At 42.6% G+C, this 24493-nt stretch carries 23 protein-coding genes and 1 pseudogene; 16 read left to right on the forward strand and 8 right to left on the reverse strand.

Translation table 11 applies throughout. From position 1 onward, the window contains the following. The first annotated feature begins 28 nt into the window (after positions 1–28). Positions 29–484: a hypothetical protein gene (locus tag AC623_RS00710; RefSeq protein WP_049659514.1), complete on the forward strand. Its 456-nt coding sequence runs from the start codon at positions 29–31 to the stop codon at positions 482–484. Positions 485–567: 83 nt separating this feature from the next. On the opposite strand, the gene AC623_RS00715 is transcribed toward AC623_RS00710, so the two are convergent. Further along, complete coding sequence (locus tag AC623_RS00715; RefSeq protein WP_331456972.1) at positions 568–804, reverse strand: hypothetical protein; 237 nt, start codon at positions 802–804, stop codon at positions 568–570. A 287-nt stretch (positions 805–1091) separates the two neighbouring features. Here AC623_RS00715 and AC623_RS00720 point away from each other — a divergent pair, with 287 nt between their 5' ends. The 4 genes from AC623_RS00720 to AC623_RS00735 all read left to right on the forward strand — a co-directional run bounded on the left by AC623_RS00720 (position 1092) and on the right by AC623_RS00735 (position 3379). Continuing rightward, positions 1092–1421: an MGMT family protein gene (locus tag AC623_RS00720; RefSeq protein ID WP_049659518.1), complete on the forward strand. Its 330-nt coding sequence runs from the start codon at positions 1092–1094 to the stop codon at positions 1419–1421. A 224-nt stretch (positions 1422–1645) separates the two neighbouring features. Further along, a complete protein-coding gene (murB, locus tag AC623_RS00725) occupies positions 1646–2563 on the forward strand; it encodes a UDP-N-acetylmuramate dehydrogenase (RefSeq protein ID WP_156186975.1) in 918 nt (305 codons plus the stop codon). Positions 2564–2735: 172 nt separating this feature from the next. Further along, positions 2736–3020, forward strand: coding sequence for a hypothetical protein (locus AC623_RS00730; protein WP_049659522.1), 285 nt, complete (start codon positions 2736–2738; stop codon positions 3018–3020). After that, positions 3017–3379: a DUF2085 domain-containing protein gene (locus AC623_RS00735; protein ID WP_049659523.1), complete on the forward strand. Its 363-nt coding sequence runs from the start codon at positions 3017–3019 to the stop codon at positions 3377–3379. The genes AC623_RS00730 and AC623_RS00735 overlap by 4 nt, the downstream gene beginning before the upstream one ends. A gap of 51 nt (positions 3380–3430) precedes the next feature. On the opposite strand, the gene AC623_RS00740 is transcribed toward AC623_RS00735, so the two are convergent. Beyond that, complete coding sequence (locus tag AC623_RS00740) at positions 3431–4579, reverse strand: MFS transporter (RefSeq protein WP_049659525.1); 1149 nt, start codon at positions 4577–4579, stop codon at positions 3431–3433. 219 nt (positions 4580–4798) lie between these two features. On the opposite strand from AC623_RS00740, the gene AC623_RS00745 reads away from it, so the two are divergent. The 3 genes from AC623_RS00745 (at position 4799) to AC623_RS00755 (ending at position 7678) form a co-directional block, all read left to right on the forward strand. Beyond that, the gene (locus AC623_RS00745; protein WP_049659526.1) at positions 4799–5167 is read left to right on the forward strand and encodes a hypothetical protein; all 369 of its coding nucleotides are present in this window, start codon (positions 4799–4801) and stop codon (positions 5165–5167) included. A 183-nt stretch (positions 5168–5350) separates the two neighbouring features. After that, positions 5351–6550 (forward strand): cytochrome P450 family protein, encoded by a 1200-nt coding sequence (locus AC623_RS00750; RefSeq protein ID WP_049659528.1) that lies wholly within the window; start codon positions 5351–5353, stop codon positions 6548–6550. A gap of 84 nt (positions 6551–6634) precedes the next feature. Next, positions 6635–7678 carry an NAD-dependent epimerase/dehydratase family protein gene (locus tag AC623_RS00755; RefSeq protein WP_049659529.1) on the forward strand — a complete coding sequence of 348 codons (1044 nt, stop codon included), beginning with the start codon at positions 6635–6637 and terminating at the stop codon, positions 7676–7678. 50 nt (positions 7679–7728) lie between these two features. Here the strand turns inward: AC623_RS00755 and trhO are convergent, their stop codons facing one another. Next, positions 7729–8694: an oxygen-dependent tRNA uridine(34) hydroxylase TrhO gene (trhO, locus tag AC623_RS00760; RefSeq protein ID WP_049659531.1), complete on the reverse strand. Its 966-nt coding sequence runs from the start codon at positions 8692–8694 to the stop codon at positions 7729–7731. Positions 8695–8915: 221 nt separating this feature from the next. Here trhO and AC623_RS00765 point away from each other — a divergent pair, with 221 nt between their 5' ends. After that, positions 8916–9683, forward strand: a complete 768-nt coding sequence (locus AC623_RS00765) for a vWA domain-containing protein (protein WP_049659533.1) — start codon at positions 8916–8918, stop codon at positions 9681–9683. A 41-nt stretch (positions 9684–9724) separates the two neighbouring features. Here AC623_RS00765 and AC623_RS00770 read toward each other — a convergent pair whose 3' ends face one another. Then, positions 9725–10477 (reverse strand): MerR family transcriptional regulator, encoded by a 753-nt coding sequence (locus tag AC623_RS00770; protein WP_049659534.1) that lies wholly within the window; start codon positions 10475–10477, stop codon positions 9725–9727. Between the two features lie 130 nt (positions 10478–10607). On the opposite strand from AC623_RS00770, the gene AC623_RS00775 reads away from it, so the two are divergent. From AC623_RS00775 to AC623_RS00785, 3 genes are all read left to right on the forward strand, one after another. Then, positions 10608–11216, forward strand: coding sequence for a flavin reductase family protein (locus AC623_RS00775; protein ID WP_049659535.1), 609 nt, complete (start codon positions 10608–10610; stop codon positions 11214–11216). Positions 11217–11345: 129 nt separating this feature from the next. Next, complete coding sequence (locus AC623_RS00780) at positions 11346–11792, forward strand: MarR family winged helix-turn-helix transcriptional regulator (protein ID WP_049659537.1); 447 nt, start codon at positions 11346–11348, stop codon at positions 11790–11792. Positions 11793–11795: 3 nt separating this feature from the next. Beyond that, on the forward strand, positions 11796–14459 hold the full coding sequence (locus AC623_RS00785; RefSeq protein ID WP_049659539.1) for an MMPL family transporter: 2664 nt from the start codon (positions 11796–11798) through the stop codon (positions 14457–14459). 691 nt (positions 14460–15150) lie between these two features. On the opposite strand, the gene AC623_RS00790 is transcribed toward AC623_RS00785, so the two are convergent. Next, positions 15151–16143 (reverse strand): LacI family DNA-binding transcriptional regulator, encoded by a 993-nt coding sequence (locus AC623_RS00790; RefSeq protein ID WP_053104051.1) that lies wholly within the window; start codon positions 16141–16143, stop codon positions 15151–15153. A 159-nt stretch (positions 16144–16302) separates the two neighbouring features. Between AC623_RS00790 and AC623_RS00795 the strand changes: the two genes are divergently transcribed. After that, a complete protein-coding gene (locus AC623_RS00795) occupies positions 16303–17526 on the forward strand; it encodes a multidrug effflux MFS transporter (RefSeq protein ID WP_049659541.1) in 1224 nt (407 codons plus the stop codon). 37 nt (positions 17527–17563) lie between these two features. On the opposite strand, the gene AC623_RS00800 is transcribed toward AC623_RS00795, so the two are convergent. Beyond that, entirely contained in the window at positions 17564–19528 is a 1965-nt protein-coding gene (locus AC623_RS00800) for a DUF2207 domain-containing protein (protein WP_156186976.1), read from the reverse strand. A 257-nt stretch (positions 19529–19785) separates the two neighbouring features. On the opposite strand from AC623_RS00800, the gene wrbA reads away from it, so the two are divergent. Then, positions 19786–20397, forward strand: coding sequence for an NAD(P)H:quinone oxidoreductase (gene wrbA / locus AC623_RS00805; protein WP_049659544.1), 612 nt, complete (start codon positions 19786–19788; stop codon positions 20395–20397). A gap of 62 nt (positions 20398–20459) precedes the next feature. On the opposite strand, the gene AC623_RS00810 is transcribed toward wrbA, so the two are convergent. Both AC623_RS00810 and AC623_RS00815 read right to left on the reverse strand, forming a co-directional pair. Continuing rightward, positions 20460–21251, reverse strand: a complete 792-nt coding sequence (locus AC623_RS00810) for a TIGR00266 family protein (RefSeq protein WP_049659546.1) — start codon at positions 21249–21251, stop codon at positions 20460–20462. Positions 21252–21351: 100 nt separating this feature from the next. Continuing rightward, entirely contained in the window at positions 21352–21978 is a 627-nt protein-coding gene (locus AC623_RS00815) for a hypothetical protein (RefSeq protein WP_049659547.1), read from the reverse strand. Positions 21979–22296: 318 nt separating this feature from the next. On the opposite strand from AC623_RS00815, the pseudogene AC623_RS22185 reads away from it, so the two are divergent. Both AC623_RS22185 and AC623_RS22190 read left to right on the forward strand, forming a co-directional pair. Next, a pseudogene (locus AC623_RS22185) lies at positions 22297–23337 on the forward strand (PDC sensor domain-containing protein); the annotation flags it as partial. Then, a complete protein-coding gene (locus AC623_RS22190) occupies positions 23335–24282 on the forward strand; it encodes a methyl-accepting chemotaxis protein (RefSeq protein WP_442853548.1) in 948 nt (315 codons plus the stop codon). The pseudogene AC623_RS22185 and the gene AC623_RS22190, both read left to right, overlap by 3 nt. Positions 24283–24493 lie beyond the last annotated feature (211 nt).

Raw genomic sequence — 24493 nt, forward strand, 5'->3', positions numbered from 1 at the left:
TACATCTTCAATAAAGGAGTCGATAGAGTTGAACCAGTTCATGACCCTTTTGATTTGTTTGATCGGCATGCCTATGCTTGGTTTTCTTGTCTATACTTCACTTGAGCGTTTTATGAGTCGCCTGGATGATAAAGAAGAAATAAAGTCAGAACTGAATAGACTAAATCAATTAGCGGAATGTAGCAGCTGCGGGCGGCTAAGTAGAACGTATCAAAGAGAGCTTGCCCGCTACGATTTGCTTTTTAATAGGGGTGTCCTTCATAAAACAGAGTTGCCATGTCCTCATTGTAAAAAGGAAAGTGATTTTCTCCCCGTTACAGTGAATTTATCCTTCCACGATACACATTTGGATTGTTTGTCTTTACAGAAGAGCGAGTATACTGAGTTTAAAAAACAAAGAGAGCAATACGAGGAACTCTTATACTTATCAAAGGTGGACAAGTCTTTTAAAAATAAAATTCAGCAAACAGAATCGGACTGCTAGGAGTTTAACCTTTGGATGAAAGGTACCTTCTAAGTTGTTCTTTGTTGAGTTTTGATCAATGGTCATCAGCACAATAGGGATAATTAGCGCTCCAGCTTTTTAGCTCCTTTTATAAGCAGCCATTGGAGCGGAAGGCGTGCCCATAACAGTGGTTTGGGCAATTGTTTTCCGTTGAGCGGCAAGTTTTTAACTGCCATGTAAACATTGGCTGGCAATACGGCAGTGAAAAAGGCAGGCAAGGCCTTTGACACAGCGGTGACTCCTTTGTTTAAAAGCAGCAATCCGCCAAATAGCATTTCCATTACTCCGGTGATCCACACAACCACCTTCTTAAAAGGAATTTGCGGGGGAATGATCGATTGAAACCCTCTCATGCTTGTAAAGTGGAGAATACCTGCAGCCAGAAATCCAACGCCATATAAAACCCGTAATAACTGTTTTATTTAAGCCACTCCTTCTTTTCTTTTACTGTACCCGTTTATAAAGTAAATGGACTAACTAAACTTAAGGTTATAAAGAAGAGTTCGTGAGCAGATTTCTTGGGAAATAAATTGTTAAAATAATGATAAATATTTAAAGTTTGATCGCTAAATATGGAGGTGATGGAGTGGGAAATGAAGGAGAACTACAACCATTCACAGCTGAAGTCATTCGAGTGTTGAAGGAAATACCATCTGGATATGTTGTAACATACGGACAAGTTGCGCGAATAGCGGGCAGCCCGCGTGCGGCTCGGCAAGTAGTGAGAATTCTACATTCGATGAGCAGGAAATATAAGCTGCCCTGGCACCGGGTGGTAAATGCCAAAGGAGAGATCGCTGTTCCAGATGAGGAATCTCGTGAATTACAGCGAATGCTGTTGGAGCAGGAAGGGATTTTGTTTACGGAAGATGGGCGTGTGGATTTAAAACAGTTCGATAAGAAGAAGCAAACCTAATGCAAAAAAGGCATGAAACAATGGATTGTTAAATATATAGTATAAGCGGAATGTAATAAAGGCGATAATAGAGGTTTTTATCTTACGGTGAGAAAGGAGCTGATCGGAGCAGACAGGCGGTCTCCCTTTCCAAAACAGTTTTTTTTGGCTAGAATGGAGAAGGGAAGAAAAGTCTTCCCGCTCGGTTTTTTAATAATACGATAAACGTAATGAGGTATGAACATATGCTGAATGAAGAAATTTATCAAGAGCTGATTGCTATTTGCGGTGAGAAAAACGTGCTTCGTGATGAGCCGCTGAAAGATCATACTTTAGTAAAAATCGGCGGCAAGGCAGACTTTTTAGTGATGCCTGACACATATGAAACCGTCGCACAAGTTATTCGTCTAAAGGAAAAGCACCAATTGCCGTTTACTCTGCTTGGAAATGGCTCAAATGTAATCGTCCGAGATGGCGGCATTCGTGGCATCGTGCTGCAATTTAAACATTTGACCGAACTGCGTGTGGAAGGAAATGCATTAATCGCCCAAGGCGGTGCGAATATCAAGGATGCTTCTCGTTTAGCGTACGAACATAGCTTGGCTGGATTAGAGTTTGCTTGTGGAATTCCGGGATCAATCGGCGGGGCCATGGTGATGAATGCCGGCGCTTACGGTGGTGAAGTAAAGGATGTTATTGACCACGTGAAAGTAGTGACACAGCAAGGTGAGCTTCGTACGTTACAAAAAGCTGAGCTGGAACTTGGCTACCGTACAAGTATTATTAGTAAAAATAAAGACATTGTACTTGAAGCTGTTTTTGCTCTTGGAGAGGGCGACCAAGCTGTCATTAAAGAGAAGATGGATGATTTTACTTTCCAGAGAGAATCAAAACAGCCGCTTGAGTATCCTTCTGTCGGCAGCGTATTTAAACGGCCTCCAGGCTATTTTGCTGGGAAATTAATTCAAGATAGCGGTTTGCAGGGCAAAGGAGTCGGCGGAGCTGAAGTATCAACGAAGCACGCTGGGTTTATCATTAACAAGAACAATGCGACAGCAGCGGACTACATTGCCACTATTGAAATGGTTCGCAAGAAAGTAAAGGAAACGTTCGGAGTAGAACTTGAGTTAGAGGCTAAAATTGTCGGCGAAGAAGTGAATTAAGTTTTATTAGACAGTCCTGGATCAGGGCTGTTTTTTTAGTGGGAAATATTCGATGGGTTTAAAAAAGAATAGCCATTTTTCAAGGGAAAAGATAAAGTTTAAATGAATAAACTGATAAATAACAGTTTTTTAAAATTAGATTAATAAGACGAAGAGATAGCAGGGGGAGAAAATGGTTTTTCTAAGTTTTTTAGTAACGATTATCTGTCTGATTGGCGGCATTACAGGATTAATGTCCAATCCAACAAATAGTGAAAGAATCATCTTAATTGGATGGCTTGTATTTGGCATTGTCCTATTTATAGTGACTGTTTTTTGGTATCGTAAAAGGAGGAGACAGGGGAAAATGGATGATCTGTCGGACTGCTGTGATTGTCCGCCAAGCACGTTTAACTTAAAAGGGTTTGATTGCGATAAGGATGGGGACTGTGATTGCAGTCCGGATTGTTCATCATGAAAAGTTTTTTCATTGATCTTTTCACGTTGCAATTTATGCCCTGTCACCGCAAGCCAGAGAGATCGCTTGTAATAAAAGAAAAGCAATTTCCGGTTTGCTTTCGGTGTATGTTTTTATTAATTGGACTGCTTTTGTCTGGACCGCTGTCTATTTATGGGCTATCATGGTCGCTCCCGCAGTCTTTTGCTGTCGCTATTCTAGCTTGCTTGCCGCTGCTCGCAGATGGTTTTACGCAAAGATGGAAAATACGTGTAAGCAATAATATTCTACGCAGTGTAACAGGGCTGGCCGCCGGGATCGGCCTTGCGCAATTTGCTGTAGTGGCAGCAAACAGCGGTGTCGCGCTAATCTTATCTTGACGTCATTATAATCATCATAAAGAAAGCTGTCTTTTTGCTTAAAAGACAGCTTTAATGATGTTCTTTGATGACCGGCGGCTCTTTCAAAAGGCTGCCAATCGCTGCAATGATTAATAGTATCCCTGTAAAAAGAAAACCCTCTGCTATAGTCAAGGCAAGCAGGCCGGTTACACCTGAGCCGGCAACGACTCCGAATGAAAAGAAAGCATAGAAGTAGCCATATGCCTTGCCGCGGTGGGCAGGAGCTACAGCCTCCACTAGCAGAGAATTAAGAGAAGGGAATAAGAAAGCAAATCCAATACCGTACAGTGCCATACACACATAAAGGAATGAAATGTCTTTAACTTGGCTAGCTAAAGCAAGGCTTATCCCCATCATCGTCATGCCGAATGCCAGCGTTGAGGTTGATTGAATCCGGTCAAACACTCGATTAGTTGGCAACAGAAAAATTAGAACTGCTACGATTCCAAACACACTCAACAGCATTCCGCTTGTTTGGGAATCATAGCCGAGAAGAATAACTTTCAATGGCAGCATATAGGCAAGCACACCTTGAGAAAACATCAGCAAAAATGCGCCAATAAATGCTTTTACCACTTTCGTGCTCTTGAAAAAGTCCCGTACGGTCATGCGGTCGGCCTGTTCTGCCTTTTTCTCTGCTTTTACGTTTGTGCGCAGCAGGAATAGCGTCAGTACTCCAAGAAGAAGAAGTGCCAAAGCGGTCACGGTTAATACGGTCGTTTCATTCGTTCTGCTGGCAACAATCCCGCTGAATGCTGGACCGATGATGGCGGCCATGCCGACAAATGCACCTGAAATAGCGGCACCTTTTCCTTTCTTTCCTTCCTCGGCTGCATTAGCTAAATAAGTGAATGCAGCAGGGACAATGAGCCCAGCGAGCAAACCGTGCAGGAAGCGAATGGCGAGAAGCGACCAGGCATCTACGACGAAGTGATAAAGCAATAGGGAAGCTCCCGTTAATAACAAGCCGGCAAGTAAAACCCGAAAGGCTCCTTTTTTGTCGGTGAGAAAACCTGAAAGGATGTTTCCGATTGTATTAGAGAAAGAGTACATACCGACAGCCAGTCCTGTTAAAAAGGGCGTGGCGCCGAGAGATTCTGCAAAAGGGCTCATGATCGGCAGCTGGGTAAACAAATCAAAAAACGAGAAGAAAATAATCACATAAACGAAAATACGCATATTTTAGCCGCTCCTATCTTGTTGTCCTTTCTACTATTCTTCTTTTCGTCTAAAGTTTTGTCAAGGCAGCTTATGGCTTTTGACGTATTTCTATCTTTAAATGTTGAGTCTTTACATAAAATGCTTCAAAATAAGAGAGTGTATGGACGACGTCTCGTCTCAATGTAACCGATAAGCGGGTTTCTCTCTTGTTAAAGTATAAAAAGAGGAGTTTTTGTGATGAATAAAGTTTTATTTTGGCTTTCTTGGGGACTTGCCTTTCTCATTATAAATCTATCTGCTCTTCCCATTGCAGCCTTTATATTATACGGTCCAGAAGACGAGGCAGGTGTGTTTTCCACTCCTTTTATAAGAGTGGTCGGTCTCTTTTTTATCATTAATTTGATTACCCTGCAGATGTTTATTGCGGGCCGTAAAGAGAACAAGAGAGGTTTTGCAGTTGGGTTAAGCATTGCCGTTCTGCAAGTAGCAGGCATTATTATTTTTATGTCTACCATTTCAACGACAGCTGTCCTTTTTGTTATGCTTGTTCTTGTTATAGCAGCCGTCTTGCTCGTGAAGGAAATACGGCGGAGAGCCTACTACTAAGGTGTTAGGCTAGGCTGCTAGTCAAAGAGAATAATCCTCTTTGGATAAACTTTGTCTAAAAGGGCAAAGTTTTTTTATTTGTTAAATTTTGAGACCTTTCACCCTTTGTGCTATCGTTTGGTAAATAAGTTATTTTATGTAAAAAAATAAATTGTTTGCGAAGAGGGAGAGGTTTTATTATCTATGAATCATTCTCAGAACGATCGCAGCTTTATTCCATTTACGAAAGAATTCACGAAGAACCCTTATCCTGCTTATAAAAAATTAAGAGAAACAGACCCCGTGTATCGGATTACGCTGCTTGACGGTCAGAATGGCTGGATGATTACGACATATGAAGCAGCCGTTGAAGCCCTAAAGGATAAACGATTTATTAAAGACTTTTCCAAGCTGTTCGGCGGCAGTATGGACCACGGAAGTGTGTTTACTCAAAATATGCTATTTTCTGATCCGCCTGATCACAAACGGCTGCGCGGACTTGTGCAAAAAGCCTTTACTCCAAATATGATTGCCAGCATGAGGGGACGGATTCAAGAAATTACAACTGAACTTTTAGATCAAGCAGCCAGCAAGGAAAAGATAAATTTAATTGATGATTTTGCTTTTCCACTGCCCATTATCGTTATTTGTGAAATGCTCGGCGTTCCTTCATCAGATCGTGATAAGTTTCGCCTTTGGTCTAATTCATTAATTGAGGGGGCGAATGGAGAGAACGCCCAGAATATTTACCAGCATATGAATGAATTTATTGAATATCTCGGTCAATGGTTTGCGAAAACCCGGCAACATCCTGGCGATGACTTGATTAGCCAGCTCATTCATGCCGAGGATGAGGGTGACCAACTGACAGAAAGAGAGCTATATGGAGTCGTATCGCTTCTTATTATTGCCGGCCACGAAACAACCGTCAATTTAATTGGAAATGGTGTTCTTGCCCTATTGGAACATCCTGATCAATTCAAGCTGCTGCAGCATAATCCTGATTTGATCCACACCGCAATTGAGGAACTGCTTCGCTTTAATGGGCCTGTTGAATTTAGTACCTCTCGTTGGGTGGGCGAAGACTTAGAGTTCAAAGGGGAGTTCATGAGAAAGGGTGAAGTGGTCATCATTGCCCTTAATTCGGCCAATCATGACCCTTTCCAATTTAAGGACCCCGATATTCTTGATATTACGAGAGAAAAGAGCCCGCACTTGGCGTTTGGAAAAGGCATTCATCTTTGTCTCGGTGCACCGCTTGCCCGGCTGGAAGGAGAAATTGCCATTAACAGCCTGCTTCAGCGCTTTCCTAAATTAAAGCTAAGTGTTCATCCTGATGAGCTGGAGTGGAGACCGGGAATGATCGTCCGCGGTGTAAAAGAAATTCCTGTTGTTTTGCGTTAAGTACGAAAACGTTCCTGTTCCTCGGAGAATAAAAAGAGATATTTGGGCAACCAGCGAATACGCTAAAGTAAAGGAGGGAGAAAATTGGATATTTTGATTTTGGGGGGTACGCGTTTTGTTGGCAGATTTCTAGTGAAAGAGGCTCTAAAAAAGGGACATCGGGTCACTTTGTTTAACCGGGGCAGCTGTTCAAATCGAATAAATGGGGTAGAGCAGCTAGTAGGTGATCGTAACGGAGATTTGCAGGCACTTGCAGGCCGACGTTGGGATGCAGTGATTGATACGTGCGGCTTTGTTCCGAGAGCGGTTAAGGCGTCGTGCCAGATGCTTCAGCACACAGATCACTATACATACATTTCAAGTCAGTCCGTCTACGAAGATATGGCAAAGCCAGGCTTGGATGAGAAGGATGCCGTCCTAACAATGGATCACGATAAAGTAGAAGAGATTACAGGGGAGACAGCAGGGCCTATATATGAATATTACGGTCCATTAAAAGCACTAAGTGAAAAGGCAGCGGAACAAGAGTTGCCGGGAAAAGTGCTAGTTGTACGTGCTGGCCAAATTGTCGGACCGTATGATTATACGGATCGGCTCCCGTACTGGGTGAAGCGTGTAGCAGAGGGTGGAGAAATTCTCGCACCTGGACGCCCTGAGCGTCCTATACAGCTTATTGATGCCCAGGATTTAGCCAAATGGATTATTTCCTGTATAGAACAAAACATCACCGGTACGTTTAATGCGAGCGGTCCAGAAGGTTTTTTAACGATGGGAGAACTGTTAGCAGAATGTAAGCGGGCTAGCCAAAGTGATGCGGTGTTTACCTGGGTATCAGAGGGATTTTTAGAGCATCACCAAGTAGGAGCATGGGGAGAGATGCCGCTCTGGCTTCCGGAAGACTATCCTTTGCCGGGGGAGGAAAAGCCTTGGAACGGCTTTTTTACTGTCAATAATACAAAAGCGATACAGAAGGGATTAACCTTCCGGCCGCTTGCTAATACAATCAAAGACGTATTAGAATGGGAAACTTCTCGTTCTGACGAAGAGCGCAAAGCCGGAATGAGCAGAAAGAGGGAGCGGGAACTCCTGCAAGCGTGGCACCAACAAGTAGATCACCCTGCTTTATAAAATAAAAAGAGGGTGTTCCAAAAGTAGGCTTTTGGGACACCCTCAGGTTTTTATTGTTGTGGCTGCTCGTTCAGCTGTTTGACTCTTTCCTGCCATTCTTCTTCCGACATTCCATGTTCCGCGACATATCTGTTGCGTGGATGGACGCGGCATTCATGAGAGCAGCTGCGTAAATATTTATGTTCATTTTCTTCTGAGGCCAGAATTTTTTGATTACATTCTGGATTTGCACAGTTCACGTAGCGCTCGCAAGGCTCACCGGAGAAATAGTCGCGGCCGACAATTACGTGTTCTTTTTGATTAACAGGAACACTGATACGTTCATCAAATACATAACATTGTCCGTCCCATAATTCGCCTTGTACTTCTGGATCTTTTCCGTAAGTGACAATTCCGCCATGCAGCTGGCCAACATCTTCAAAGCCTTCTTTTAACAACCAGCCAGAAAACTTCTCACAGCGGACACCGCCTGTACAGTACGTTAAAATCTTTTTGCCCTCTAATTTTTCTTTATTTTGACGAACCCAGTCCGGAAGCTCACGGAAATTTCGGATGTCCGGTTTGATGGCTCCTCTAAAGTGGCCGAGATCATATTCATAATCATTGCGGGCATCGAGAATAACGGTGTCTTCTTGTTGCATTTGTTCAAAGAATTTTTTAGGCTCTAAGTACTTTCCAGTAAGCTCTAAAGGGTTCACATCTTCCTCTAAGCGAAGTGTCACAAGCTCTTTCTTCGGGCGAACCTTCATCTTTTTAAACGCATGGCCTTCCGCCTCGTCAATCTTATATACCATGTCGGCAAAGCGAGGATCTTTTTTCATTTCGCTCATGTATTTCTCTGTTTGTTCCACAGTTCCTGATACGGTTCCGTTGATCCCTTCATGAGAAACTAAAATGCGCCCTTTCAATCCAAGTTCTTTGCAAAACTCCAAGTGCTTGGCAGCGTATTCTTCCGGATTATCTATAGAAACATAATGGTAATACAATAAAACTCTATATGGTTTTGTGGTAATCAATGTTCTTACCGCCTTTTATTAAAATAATTTTATCGTGAAAAACAAAAGAGTCTTTTGTTTTATTTTTAAACATACATTACTATTTAAACAATTTTTCAGCAAGATAGCAAATGTTAGTTTTTTCAATTAGCCAAGCAGCTATTGGTTTAAGTAAGGCGAAATATTCTGTACAATTATAATGGAATAATAACTATACTAACAAAAGTAGGTGGAGGAATAAAATGGGTACTATTGACCTGCAGAAAAAAAGTTTGAAAGTCGTTCTGGAAAAAAAGCAATTAACGACAGTGACAGCACGTGTCGGTTTGGTGCTTGATATTACCGGGTCGATGAGGGCGCTTTATAAAAATGGCACAGTTCAAAAAGTGGTGGAACGGATTTTAGCTGTAGCTGCTGAATTTGATGATGATGGGCTGCTTGATATTTGGGTATACGACAACGAATTTTCCCGGCTTCATCCAGTAACAGAGAAGGACTTTGACGGATATGTTGACCGTGAAATTTTACATAACGACAGCGTGCACAAATTTGGCAGAAATGAAGAGCTGCCTGTTATGAAAGATGTTTTGACAAAGTATTTGCAAGAGGAGCCTGCAGAGGAACCAGCTTTTATTGTGTTCATTAATGACGGCGGCTGTCGGAAAAATATTAAGTCGCTTATTGAAGGATCAGCAGACAAGCCGTTATTCTGGCAGTTTGTCGGCATTGGCAACGGCAACTTTGACTTTTTGAGAAAGCTCGACACGTTAGAAGGAAGAGTGACAGACAATGCGAACTTCCTTCACATTGAAGAAGTCGAAAAAATCTCTGATGACGAGCTTTATGATGCGCTCTTAAATGAATTTCCAAGTTGGCTGCAGGAAGCGAAACAGAAGGGGATTTTAGTAGAAAATGCTGTAAAAGAAGTGGCAGCAGCAGAGCCAGAACCTGAGTCAGCACCTGAGCAAAAAGAACAGAAAGGGTTTTTTAGCAGGCTGTTCAATAGATAAACGCACAGCGCTGGATCGTGAATCCAACGCTGCCTCATTTATCAATCCTGCTTTTTATGTGTATCGGCATAAATGGCCATTGCCTCGCACATAAACTTAGCAAGTCCTTTACCGAATTGGTCGATGTTTTTAGTGAAGCGTTCATCAGCGACATACATTTGGCCAAGCCCTTTAAAAGCATCAAGCGAATAGCTTCCCATCTTATTTAAAAAAACGTACCATTCCTGAATAGCTGTTTGGGCTTCTTCGGAATGAGGCGATTCATGGCGGAGAGCGGCAAGTTTCGTATAAATCGCATTCATGCTTTTAGAAAGATCACTTTGTTCTTCTTTCGACATGTTTGCTAGTTTAGCGTTTGATTCATCTACCGCTTGATCTCCCCAGCGTTCCCGTGCTTCTTGTTCATAAGGATTTTCGCTAAAATCAAAGCCTTCAAACTTTTCTTTGTTTGACATCGGAATGTCTCCTTTCATATGTTGAATGGTTTTTTCGACAGTGGCAATCATTTGATCAAGCCGGCGGCGTTTCTCGACCAGCATTTTTTGATGCAATTCTAACGCTTCCTGGCGATCAAATGAAGGGCTATAAATAATTTCTTTTATCTTTTTTAAAGGGAAGCCGATCTCTCTAAAAAACAAGATTTGCTGCAGTAATTCAAGCTCATCATCTGTGTAAAGGCGGTAGCCTGCTTCTGTCGTATTAGTCGGGGACAACAGGCCGATCTGATCGTAATGGTGTAGTGTGCGCACACTAATTCCGGCTATATTCGCAACTTCTTTAATCTTCATTACCATGTGATTGCCTCCCTTATATATGTACTATAAAGTATGACGTAACGAGAGAGTCAACGGCAAATTCGAGAGTTATTATTTATTTTTTTAAGCACTCAGATAGAAAAAAATTATTTTAAAGGAGAGGGTTAGATTGATTTCCATTGATCCAGCATCCAATAGTGTAAAGGATAATTACAAACTTTTAATTGGCAGCATCGTGCCGAGACCCATTGCCTTTGTGACGACGAAAACTGAAAATGGAACGTTAAACGGTGCCCCATTCAGTTACTTCAACATCATATCCGCCAATCCACCGATGGTATCTTTGGCGATCCAGAGAATTGGAGAAAAGCAAAAAGATACCGCCCGTAATGCTATTCAATTGAAGGAATTCGTTGTTCACATTGTAACGGAGTCCAATGTGGAAAAGGTGAATGAGACAGCAGCTCTTCTTCCAGCTGAGGAAAGTGAGATTGAGCTGGCGGGCTTAACTCCGGTCGAGAGTCTAAAAATTTCAGTGCCAGGTGTTCAAGAGGCGGGTGTTCGAATGGAATGTGTGCTCGAGCATGCCTTTGAATTAGGAGAAGGAGATGCGCCATCCAGCGATCTCTTAATTGGAAGAATCGTTCTTTTTCATTTTGACGAACAGATTTATAAAGAGGGAAAAATTGATTACAGTGAGTTGAAAGCTGTCAGCCGGTTAGCGGGTGCTGATTATGCAAAAATAGGCGAAATATTCTCTTTAGAAAGACCAAAATAATGAGGAAGGGGTCTCTTTAAAAGTCAGCTAGCAGCGGCTTTGAAGAGATCTTTTTCGTTAGCAAACTTCTAAATTGACATTCATTAGTTGACCCCCTAAACTTATATAATATTTAGGGGGTCAACTAATGTGAAAAAGCAATTAAGAGAAGCAGTGGAATTATTTGAGGAAGTTATTATTTATGGAACGGAGCGGGTGATCAAATCAGTCGATAATCCGCTCTGGCGTGAGTATTCACCGGAGCAGATGCAATCGCTGAAGATCATTAATAAACATGGTCCTATCGCTTTAGGACAATTAGCAGCGATGCAAGGGGTCCACAAAAGTGCGATTTCTCACCGTTTAAAGCAGCTAGATGAAAACGGGCTGATCCGGACGGTGAAAGCGGAAGGAGATCAGCGGACGAAGCTTGTGGAATTAACAGAAGAAGGAAGGGTCATTGTGGAGCAGTCAGACAAGGTATTGTACGACTATATTGAACAGCTGTTGTCTGATGAGGTGGAAGAGCAGGAGATCGAACAATTTGTTAAGACCTTCCGAAAGCTGAAGGATGTTTTAAAAGTGAAGGGAGTGTAGTGAATGAGAAGTGTGATCAAATGGAAATGGCCGATTATGGCGGTGATCCTCGTCTTGACAGCGGTTCTTTTTATGCTGGCGCCTAACTTAACAAAGCAGGCGGAGGACGCAGGTACGTTTCAGCTGCCGAAAGATGCTGATTCCCAGCGGGCTGCTGAGATATTAGAAAAAGCAGGGGCCGGGGAAGATACGATATCGCTCGTCTTTCCGTTAAAGGAGAAGCTGGATGATCACTCTAGAAAAGTCATTGCAAAAACAGTGGAGAATCTCAATCATCTAGGCGCTCCTGTAAAAGATGTGCTCAACCCTTTTGAAAACAAAGACTTGGAAGAACAGCTTGTTTCAGAAGATAAAAAAACAGTGCTCGTTCCAATTACGGTGGATGGCACAGATGAAGAGATTAATAAACTCGCAGAGAAGATCCGTTCGACGGTCGTACCGAAAGACCGGACTGTTTATTTAACAGGGGAAGCAATTATCAATCATGATGTGAACGAGAGTGCCCAAGAAGGACTAAAGCGGACAGAGGTTATTACCATTGTCCTGATTTTTGGTTTGCTATTAGCGGTTTTTCGTTCACTCGTTACACCATTTATCCCGTTGCTGGCTGTTGGTATTACGTATTTGCTTAGCCAATCCTTTGTCGCTTTCTTTATTGATTGGTTCGGTTTTCCGGTATCCAACTATACGCAAATTTTCTTAGTAGCCGTTCTCTTTGGTATTGGTACAGATTATTGTATTTTGTTGCTGAGCCGGTATAAAGAAGAGCTGGTTGCCGGGCATACAGTCGAGGATGCGATTGTAAACACGTATAAAACAGCAGGAAGAACGCTTTTAATCAGCGGGTTAGCAGTCTTTATCGGATTTTCTGCTATCGGGTTTGCACAGTTTCCTATTTTTAAATCAGCTGTGGGGGTAGCTGTTGGAATCGTTGTATTGCTATTTGTGTTATTTACGATGATGCCGTTCTTTATGGCGGTGCTGAAAGACAAATTGTTCTGGCCTTCGAAAAAATCAGCCGCTCATCATGACAGTAAATTGTGGATCTTCATGAGTTCTTTATCTGTTAAGCGGCCGCTTTTATCGATGCTTGTCGTCGCAATCATTACCGTACCGCTGCTTTTTACGTACGACAATGAACAATCCTATAATACCGTAGAAGAGATTGGCAGCAGCTATGAATCTGTCAAAGGGCTAAATGCGATTGAAAAGGGATTTGGGAAAGGTGATTCCCTGCCGGTTCAGGTTATTTTAAAAGAAGAGAAAGACATCGTAACAGAAGAAACGGTCCCGTATGTAGAATCCATTAGCCGCGAAATCGAAAAAGTGAAGGGTGTCGAGGGAGTTAGAGCGATCACTCGTCCGACTGGCAAGGTTATTGAAGATTTATATGTAGATCAGCAGCTCGGAAAGCTGGCTGAAGGTTTGACAAGAGCGCAAAAAGGTCTTGGAAAGGTTCAAGGCGGATTAACGAAAGTACAAAACGGGCTTAATGACGTGACGAAACAGCTGCCTGCTGGAGATCAGGCTGCTGCCGGAGCGGGCGGACTTGGGGAAGCAGCTAAGGGGCTTGGGCAGATTAATGAACAAATTGGCCTTGTTTCACAAGGGCTTCAGCAGTCACAAAACATCCCGCAAACTGTGCAGCAGCTGGGCATGCTTCAGCAACAGCTCGGCCAAGTACAGCAGGGAATCGGCCAGGCTGCCGGACAGCTGGAAAACTCATCCGGACAAATCAGCCAGCTAAAGGGTGGATTAACAAAGCTGTCAGAAGGTGTCGGGGCTGCAAATAGCGGGCTATCCGAAATTAAAAAAGGATTGCAAACTGTGGCTTCCATGATGACGGATATGAGTGAAACAAAAGGACTTCGTGACACAGGCATCTTTATTCCAAAGGGGACACTTGAAAATAAAGACTTCAAACAAGTGTTAGATCGGTATACGATCGATCATCAAACGGGTGTGGTGTTTGAAGTCATTCTTTCTGACGACCCGTATTCACCTGAGGCAATTAAGACGATTGAAAGAGTAAAAGAGGCTGTTAAGCGTGCTGCAATCGGAACACCTTTCGAAAAGGCTGAAACGGCCTATAGTGGAGTATCAAGTATGAACAGTGATTTAAAAGAGATTGCATCTGATGATTTTACACGTACTGTCACGATTATGCTTGTTAGCTTATTTGTTGTTTTAACCCTTTTATTCCGCTCCGTCATTATGCCGCTGTATATGATCGGTTCGTTACTGTTAACTTATTTCACTTCCGTAGCGGTAGCGGAGTTGATTTTCGTTAATGGGCTTGGTTATGACGGCATTAGCTGGGCTGTCCCATTCTTTGGCTTTGTGATGCTTGTAGCTCTTGGAGTGGATTATTCCATCTTCCTGCTTGACCGATTCCGTGAAGAAGCGGCGGATGGTATGACAGTACCACAGGCAATGGCAAAATCAATGGCTAAAATGGGTACAGTTATTATTACTGCAGCTGTCATTCTCGCTGGTACGTTTGGAGCGATGATGCCATCCGGTGTACTCAGTCTTGTACAAATTGCTACGATTGTTATTACCGGTTTGCTGCTATATAGCTTAATTATTTTGCCGCTTCTCATTCCAGCTATTACAGTTTCTTTTGATAACGGAGTCTGGTGGCCATTTAAAAGGAAACAATCATAATGGAAAAAAGAAAAGCTGTTTGGAGTCACGATCAAAATGACTCCAAACAGCTTTTTTTATTTAACTAGATCAGCTGAATGCTTTATAAATGACCAAAAATGAAAAAAGTCAAAAGTCGAATTGTGAAAAATAGCAAAAATATTTTGCGGTAGATCACGTGAAAAAAGAGATGAAAAGTCGCTGGAATAAGTAGAAAAAGAGTCTTGATATCCAGTTTTTTAGAGAGGGAGAGAAGAAAAAAGGTGAAATCTCCAGTGGAAGAAGTATTAATATGAATAGGTTTATGCATAAAATATGCATAAAAATTTATAAAGGTTCAGCCAGTGACATTATCACGCAATACCATTGGTATTTTAGAATAAAGAATCCTGAAACAACCTTGTCGAATTTTGTTAAAGAAAACATCAAGATCTGTCTAATCGCTTAAAACCTCCAACATTTATAGACAGGGAGAAAAGAGAAAATGCGAGCTGGTTCGGCAATCTAAAAAGCCTTAGTATTGCTCAATTAGGAACCGGTTCCTTGAAATAGCGTAAAAATACGATTTTTGTTTCAAAATTAAGGAACCGGTTCCAAAAAAGGAGATAAAAATAAGCCCTGGCCGGCTTTAAAGGAGCATAAATTCTTTTTTAATAGAATGGTTGCTTGTTTCCTCGGAGTGTATGGATAACCCATCGAATGAATGCAGCGATCAGCCAGGGACAAATCGTTTGTCGACACTTTCTCTTGCGATGATCTCGAAATTAGAATAAGTAAGCTTAGGAATGTCTTCTCCATTCGCCAGTTTAATGATATTTCGGGCAGCTGTTTCACCAGCTTCCATAAAGTGAAGTTTGACAGTTGTTAAAGCGGGATTCATCATTTTTGTAATCGCATAACCGCCAAATCCAGTGACGGATATGTTTGCGGGCACGTGCATTCCTTTTTTATAGGCGGCTTTCACGGCACCAATCGCAATATCGTCAGTTGCACAAATAAGGGCAGAAGGGAAGTAGCCTTCAAAAACGGCTAAGGCTCCTTCTGCTGCTTCCTCCATTGTAAAGCCGGTTTCGAAAAAGTGGACTTCACAGCCATTTGCTTCTCTAACGGCTCGTTTAAAGCCTTCTTTTCTTTTTACGCCAATTGCTTCATTCTCCTCGCTCACACCTAAAAAGGCTAGACGGCGGTGGCCTTGCTCAATAATATATTTTCCAATGGCATAACCGGCTTCTTCATCATTATGGACAAGGCTGTGCACTTCTTCGTGCTGTTGGCCGACTAAAAGTACGGGAACACTTATTTCGTTAAATGCCTGTAAATGTGCGTCCGTAATTTGCGTCGCTAACAAAATAATGCCGGCGACTCTTTGCTTTGCCAGCATATAAAGAAGCTCAATTTCACGCTCTATATTTTGATTTGTATTCGTCACAAGCATGTGGCAATTCCACTTTCGCAGTTCATTATCAATGCCCGTCAACGTTTGGGATATTTCATAAGAATCAAGGTGGGGGACAATGGTGCCGATCATGTTTGTTCTTTTTGCTTTCAGGCTTTGCGCGAAAGTATTCGGTGTGTACCCAGTTTCCTCAATAATAGCTTCAAGCCGTTGTTTCATCTTTTCACTGACTGAACCGCCATTTAAGTATCTCGATACGGTACTTTTAGCAACACCTGCCAGCTTGGCAATATCCGCGATCGTTTTCATTTCGTCACCCCTGTTTCGTTGTTCGTCCTTATTATACACCATTCTAAAAATAGTCAGGAAGAAGGAGACATAATCAGGACAGTTAGTGTATAACAATGACATGGTGTATGATGGAAAAAAATGACGTAACTGCTGTCATGAGGAAGAGGGGGAAAGTGGATGAAACAATCTGCATTGCAACCATTGCCGCGACAGGAGGCGATAAGACGGCCTAATCGATTATGGATGATTCTTCTGCTCGGATCGCTCTCAGCATTTGGGCCGTTATCAGTGGATATGTATTTGCCGGCTTTGCCTATTTTGGCAAATGACTTGAATGCCTCAGCATCCGTTGCTCAGCTTAGCTTGACTGCTTTTTTAATTGGCCTTGCTTTTGGTCAGGTTATCGCAGGTCCGTTGAGTGATGCAAACGGAAGAAGAAAGCCACTGATGGTCGGTCTTGTGATTTTCACTGCTGCTTCTATTCTATGTATCATGATGCCTTCTATTTGGGGGCTGATTACGATGCGATTTGTTCAAGGAGCGGCGGCTGCGGCGGGAATTGTTATTTCGCGGGCAGTTATTCGCGATCTTTATGCCGGTTCGGAACTGACGAAATTTTTTGCCTTAACGATGCTTGTGAATGGAGTGGCGCCAATTGCCGCACCAGTTATTGGCGGACAGCTGCTTTCTTTCATGTCTTGGCCTGGAGTATTCGGTGTGCTGGCCATAGTGGGGGTGGTGACGCTGTTTGCCGTTTTTTCGGGTATGCCGGAAACCCTCTCCATCGAGCGAAAATCGGCAGGGGGATTAAAACAAACGCTATTGACGTTTAAACTATTAATGACCGATAAAGTGTTCATGGGCTATTGTCTTGTGCAAGGGCTTGTGATGGCAGCTATGTTTGCTTATATAGCGGGTTCACCATTTGTATTACAAGAATCTTTTGGATTATCCCCGCAAGCTTTTAGTCTGTGCTTTGCTGTAAATGGCTTGGGAATTGTCATCGCTACTCAGGTTACCGGCCGGCTCGCCGGGAAAATAAGCGAAACCACTTTATTGAAGGCTGGCCTCTTTATGGCGCTTTCAGGAAGCACGCTGCTGCTTTGCATGCTTGCAGCAGGGGCTCATTTGATCGCTGTTCTTATTCCTTTGATTTTTGCGGTATCAAGTGTAGGTGTAGTATCAACAACATGCTTTTCACTGGCGATGGCCAATAAGGAAAAAACGGCGGGAAGCGCATCTGCATTCCTTGGCCTCATGCCTTATATTTTTGGCTCTGCCGCTGCTCCGTTAGCTGGCATTGGGGCTGGGAGTACAACATTGCCGATGGGAATCATCATGGTTGGCTGTCATTTGGCAGCACTATCTGCTTATTTCTTGCTGTGCCGGAGAAATAGCTAAAAAGTCCGGAAAGCAGCTGCTTTCCGGACTTTTTGTTTTAATCGGCACCGCCGCCTCCGCCGCCATCTCCTCCACCACCGCCGCTATCACTGCTGAAAAAACCGCCGCTGTCATAAGACCCGCCTCCGGACGAACTGTCAGCGCTGACTGCTTTGCTCCATTTCCACGTATCTTCTAAATAAGAAACAGGATCATGAGCTTCAGATAAAAGAAAAGCGAGAGGTGCAGCTGAGAATAAGTCTGCTTTTGCAGCCGCTATTTCTTCGAATGAAGAGCGTGCTTGTCGAGTTTTTAAAATTAATGAGCGAACCGCCCATTTCTCCAGCTCTGTTTCTGACAAATACGGCGGCAGCCCTTGTTTTTTCACTTGCTTGCGGAACTGCCGAATATCTTCATAAAGTATGGCTGCTTCACTTGATAAGGTCATGCGCGGTGTTAGGAGATACAGCAAAGCAGCGGCAGGGATCAAAATAGCCATCTGTTTGACTAAAGCAGCATCATAAAGCATGAGAGCCGCAATGAACGACACAAAGAAAAAGAGCAGTGTTCGCCATCTCTTTGCGGGATTTCGCCAAGCAAGCCAAAATAGTATGGCTGCGATGATTGAATAAGTAAGCATTGCCCCTTTAGAAAGAGAATCCAACATGTAGCTGTAAAGAACAACTGAAAACACTATAGCCAGCAATAAAGGAACGAGCAGGCGGATGAGTTTGTCACTCATTAGTCCTCCTGCTTTCATATGGTGAAGGGCGGCATCCAGCCATTCTTTTTCTCCTTGTTTAAACAACATCTGTTTTCCCTGGTAGCCGAGCAGCTGCCGCTGTTCATCCTTTTCTTTTTTTGTTGTTCCCGCTGCATTCATCATGGAGAAGGAATTCTTGCTTTTTTTTCCTAATTTTTTAAAAAGCCAGGAGATCAGCTTGTTTTCATGTGGTGTAAGTGGAACGGATGTGTCTTTTAGTGTGAATAAAAGCTGATAATCGGGAGCGTCAGGATCATGTTGAAATCGTTTTGCTGTTTTATCGAGCTTCACTTTGGCAGCACCTTTTTCAACGAGTGAATACAAAGCAGCAAAGTAGCCGTAACGATCTTTTTTTCCAAGGCGATGGATGAAGTACAACACTAATGGATCAGTGTGCAGCAATTCCTTCATACTGCCACTGCTTTTTAGCCGCCGCAGGAGTGAGAGGGTCATCAATATAAGGCACCCGGCCCCCATCACGATTGTCAGGTAAGGCAGTGCGTGCTGCAGCTGTTCCCGTTTTTGTTTATTTCCAGCCATTTGTTTCGCTAGAGTTTTTTCCTGTTCAATTGCTTTTTCAAGCGAAACGGGAGCCGCTATTTTTTTCTGTTCGGTCATGACGGAAGAGGGAAACAGCAGCCTCGTTTCCGTAAGAGAGTACATCGGGGAGATCGGTGTGGTAAAGCGTACGACTACTCGGTCCTTTTGAATGTTTCCTATTTCTCGGTCATGCAGAAAAGCATCATAATGGCCAGGTTCTATCTCCTGAGGAAAAACAAAGTCGATCGTTACGTCATGAAGGTCTTGATCATGATTGCTGCCAGTTCCAAAAAAGGGAACAACAAGATCACTGTAGGTTTCGTAGGACTTTACCGCATGCTTTAGACGGTAAACGAAGAAAACTGTTTTTTCCTCATCTTCAGCGGGAAGGGCAGCGTAATAACTGTTGTCTTCTTTTGTGACCTTAAGTGATCGTAAATTTTGTTCCTTTACAAACCCTGGTTCGGCATCTGGATTTAACAGTTCGTATGCGTAGAAGTTGGTTACTCCCTTGTGATGATCTGTCTGTATTGAACGCCTAACCCGATGGTAGTCTCCTTTGAATGTGTACTTAAACACTTCGTTTAGAAGCAAATCGCCGTTCGGCTGGATCCATGCGCGAATATGTACTTTATCGATTGTATAAGAGTCAGCGAAAACGGGCGTGCTCAACGCTAAAAAAATTAGCATTGTCATTAGGATGATTCGGATATTCTTCAAGTTTTCACCTCACAAACTCTTTCATTAATTCCAAATAATAACACATTATTAGAAATAGAAAATGGAGCGAAGGAACTGCTTTAGTCGAAGAGAAACAGGAAATAAGGGCTAGTGCTAGCTGCTGCGTCAGCTCTTTTTAGTCAAATTTAGTCGTTTTAGATTTTTGCCAGCAGGGTAATGCTGAGAATAGTTGGTCGAAAATAAGTAAAGACTGTGGAGTGTTTAACTAGTAAATGACTAGAAAGGAGATTAAAAGCATGACAAATGTGAAAGCAGCGATTGTCTATTACAGCTCAACTGGAACGAACTATCAATTAGCGAAATGGGCAGAAGAAGGAGCGAAAGCGGCAGGTGCTGAGGTAAAGTTATTAAAGGTGCCGGAAATAGCTCCCCCTGAGGCGATTGAATCGAATGCTGCCTGGAAAGCCCACCATGAAGAAACGAAAGATGTACCTGAAGTAACGGTCGATGACCTGGTATGGGCAGATGCGATCGTCTTTAGTATACCGACTCGTTTCGGAAACGTGCCTGGACAAGTAAAACAATTTTTGGATACAACAGGCGGGGCGTGGGCTAAAGGAAAGTTAGCAAACAAAGTAGTGAGTGCGATGACCTCTGCTCAAAATGCACACGGCGGCCAAGAGCAGACAATCTTACAGCTATATACTTCCATGTATCATTGGGGAGCGATTATCGCAGCGCCTGGCTATACAGGAGAAGCGGTATTTGCTGCGGGAGGAAACCCTTACGGCACCTCTGTTTCCGTCGATCAGGATGGCAATATGAAAGAAAACGTTGAAGAAGCTGTGAAGCACCAGGCAAAACGAACGGTGACAGTAGCTCAAGCGATAAAAAGTGGAATGCAGTAAAAGAAAGAAGAAGAGGTATCCGGAAATCTTTATTTTTCGGATACCTCTTTTTTTAAAAACAATTAATCATTATCGCTGAACATGTTAAATAGCCCACCGATGCCGCTTTCTCCTTTGGCACCACCGTTCTGTGGCATTGCTGCAAAGACGCGGCTCGCGAGACGGCTAAATGGAAGAGATTGAATCCAAACTGTTCCTGGACCGCGGAGCGTCGCAAAGAATAATCCTTCACCGCCGAATAGGGCTGTTTTAACCCCTTTTACTGCTTCGATACTGTAGTGAACATCACTTGTCATCGCAACGAGACAGCCCGTATCAATTCGCAGCACTTCGCCCGGAGCTAATGTTTTTTGGTGAATTGTGCCGCCAGCATGAACAAATGCCATACCGTCTCCTTCGAGCTTTTGCATAATAAATCCTTCGCCGCCAAAAAAGCCGACACCTAATTTGCGTTGCAGCTCGATGCCGACAGATACCCCTTTTGCAGCTGCGAGAAAAGCGTCTTTTTGACAAATAACTTTTCCATTTAGGGAACTTAAGTCCATCGGAATAATCTTACCTGGATAAGGAGAGGCAAAGGAAACGTGCTTTTTTCCTTGTCCTTCATTCGTAAACATCGTCATAAATAAGCTTTCTCCAGTTAACACACGTTTACCTGCACCAAGCAGCTTCCCCATTAATCCGCTGCCTTGATTCGATGAGCCATCGCCGAAGACGGTTTCCATTTCGATGCCGTCTTCCATCATCATTAAGCTGCCAGCCTCCGCGATGACAGTTTCTTGCGGATCCAACTCGACTTCGACAAACTGCATATCATCTCCATAAATTTTGTAATCAATTTCATGGTTATTCATCAAAATTCCTCCTTTTCACAACAGGTAGTACGGCTAGTAATAAAAAAGGTTTCGTCGTTTTAAAAATATTTTGTAAAAGAAGGGAAAATAATGATCTTTTTTACTCAGCGGAGTCTTCTGTACTTTCAGGCTCTCGGGCGTCTGTCCATTTAATCTTATACAGCAAGGCAATTTCTGTTTCCTTGATCCCTTCTGGAAGCTCACCGTTTTCGCTGCTTAGGGATCGCATACTATCTTTGGTTGTGCCGGACCAGCCAGCTAAATAGATTGGTTTGTTTTTCTCTAAAGTTATTTTGTCACCAATGAAATTGCTGAACGACCAGCTTGTCATGCTGTGTTCAAATTCGGTTGTATTTAACCCGTTTGGCACTCCCTCAAGTAGTTTAAGGGACGGGTTGTCTGTGCCTATGTCGCTCGTGCCAAAAGAAATGATCTCATCTTGAAATCTGCTCTCCAATTCCCCAAACGACAAAAGGAGATTTTGTTTGAATTTCCCTTTTTCGTATAGCGCGATGGCATACTGAATATCGTCCCCTTTCTTCAAGGTGCCATTTAGTTTGAAAAACTTGGTGTTCGCTGCGTCCGTTTTGCTGATTAGTTCCTCTTCTTTGTCAGTTAACAGATAAGGCTCAATAGTCAGTTTTGTACTTGACGGTGCTTGTTCTTTACATCCGGTGACTAACAAAATGAAGATGAGAAGAATTCCTCGCTTTACTAAATGTCTCATTTGCTCTCCCCTTAAAATGCTTTTGTTGTTTTTATATTCCATTGTATCTCAAAAAAGTATGTTTCAGGAAAGGTTGTGTATAAGTCATAAGGATAGAAAATAGGTCTTTAGGCATGAAAAAATTTTTCGAACTATTAATTATTATGCGATGGCGCCGATTAAAGAAAAGAGAAAAGATAGTTTATAAAGAGAGGAGTAGGATAGGTGAAAAAGACAAAAAGTATTACATGGAAGCTGTCTGGCTTGATTATTGGTCTGTTTTTACTGTTGTTTCTGGTGTATTCAATTGTTACAAGTACAATCTTATACAATAAAAGCGTGGAAGATTCAGAAAAGTATGCAAACGATCATGCTAAACTGTATGCAGCTGAACTAAGCCAGCGCTTCGGGCAAACGAACAACACCTTATTAACTACGAAGCATATGTTAGAGTCTTTGAATAATGGTGGTAAGATGACCGCCCAGACGGCTTTGCAGATGGTTAGAAAAAACCTTAAGGAAAACCCAAATATCTTTGGGATAGGGCTCTTGCTTGAAAGCAACACCGTACCTGTTGAGGGTGAAGTAAATAAAACACTAATTGATGAGAAGGGGCGTTTTGTCCCTTACTCGTATAGAGAGGGAGACTCTATTCAAACTGAGGCCATACAAGTTTCTGAAAGGGAAGGAGACGGTGATTGGTATTTAATACCTAAGAATGAAAGAAGAGTTGTTTTCACTGAACCTTATCAATATGAAGTTGGAGATCAGAAAATCTCCATGGCAACTATTTCTATCCCTTTGTTTTCTAAGGAGGATAAGTTTATTGGGGTCATGGCAATGGATTTCTCCATTGATTTTCTAAATGACTTAGTAAAAAATATGAAGCCGGATGGCGGTTATGCGAGTATTATTTCAGATAAAGGATTTTTAGTAGCTAACAGTATCGATGAAAAGTTAATTGGAACGAATATGGAAGATGCAGTTGATTGGAAAACGATTAAGTCTCATTTGGAGGATGGAAAAGTTTCCACCCTCTATGTAGACTCAAAACAGCTGCAAGAAAAAGCATTCAATACCTTTGCTCCTATATCTATTGAAGGAATCAATGAAACGTGGTCTGTACAAACAGTCGTTCCAAAATCGAGTATCCTCCGAACATTTAAGGCAGTTCTGCTCTTAACGATTGCGGCTGCTGTCCTTATGATCGGCTTGATGGCTACTGCTTCATCTTGGTTTATTCATAAGCAGTTAAAGCCGTTAACATCATTAAGAAGGTCAATTGAAACAGCTGCATCGGGGGATTTAACAAATAAGGTTGACCCATCTGAAATTCGGCCGGATGAAATTGGTTTAGTGGCCACGGCTTTTAACGATATGCTCACTCAGACAAATGAAGCAATAAATACAGTAAAACAATCATCTTTACAGTTAAATAGTTCGGCTAGTCAGGTGCATCAAGCATTCGAAGAGGTGTCAGCTGCGAGTGAAGAGGTATCAGCGGCTATTGATGAAATTGCCCAAGGTGCTTCCCAACAGTCCATGGACACAGAAGATGTGAATCAACGAATAGCAGATCTGTCAGAGCAAATTGATTCGTTAGCTGCTCTATCCAACAGTATGAATCAATTGTCAGTAAAGGCAGGGCAGTCAACGAAGCAAGGTATGGACCAGGTCCAATTGCTGCGTGAACACAATGAAGATACCGATCGGATGAACGAAAAGGTCCAACAGCAGATCCAGACGCTGTCGAATAAAATCGCGAACATTGATATGATTATTGCTTCTATCCATGGTATTACGGCACAGACGAATCTGCTTGCTCTGAATGCGAGCATTGAAGCGGCCCGCGCCGGAGAACATGGAAAAGGCTTTGCTGTTGTGGCGGAGGAAGTAAGAAAGCTGGCAGAGCAATCACGCCAGGAAACAGATGTCATTCAAAAAACGGTTCAGGAAATATTAGAAGAATCAAAACAAACGGTTGCCATCATTACAAAAAATATTGAGTTAGTCGAAGTGAAGAACCAGTCCGTTGTCAGCACAGAATCGGCGTTTAAGGAAAATGCCCAATTAGCTAAACAATTGGGTGAATCGATTGCCGAGCTATCTGCAAAGTTAGACGAGATGATGGAGTATAAAGAACAAGCGATAGAATCGATTCAAAGTGTATCGGCTATTTCAGAAGAAACGGCCGCCTCTGCTGAACAAGTCAGCGCTTCCGCTGCCGAACAAAAAAGGGAAATGGGACGAGTCGCAGTATCGACAGAGAAGATGAATAACATTGCAGGAGAATTAAAAGAAGTAGTTAGCCGTTTTAAAGTGTAATGATTTTTTAAAAACAGGTAAATGACAGAACAAAAACTCGGAAAATTCACACGATTATGTGTTCAATCTTCCGAGTTTTATTGTTTTGAGCCGCTTTTCGATTCAAAGCTTGTCGATTATTTAAATGATCAATTGTAACAGAAAAAGGGCTGTCAGATTGCCGCAAATATGCATTTTATAATTTAGTGGATAAATAAGGGGTGTTTCAGGG

Source organism: Bacillus sp. FJAT-27231, assembly GCF_001183975.1.
Taxonomy (GTDB): Bacteria; Bacillota; Bacilli; order Bacillales; family Domibacillaceae; genus Pseudobacillus; species Pseudobacillus wudalianchiensis.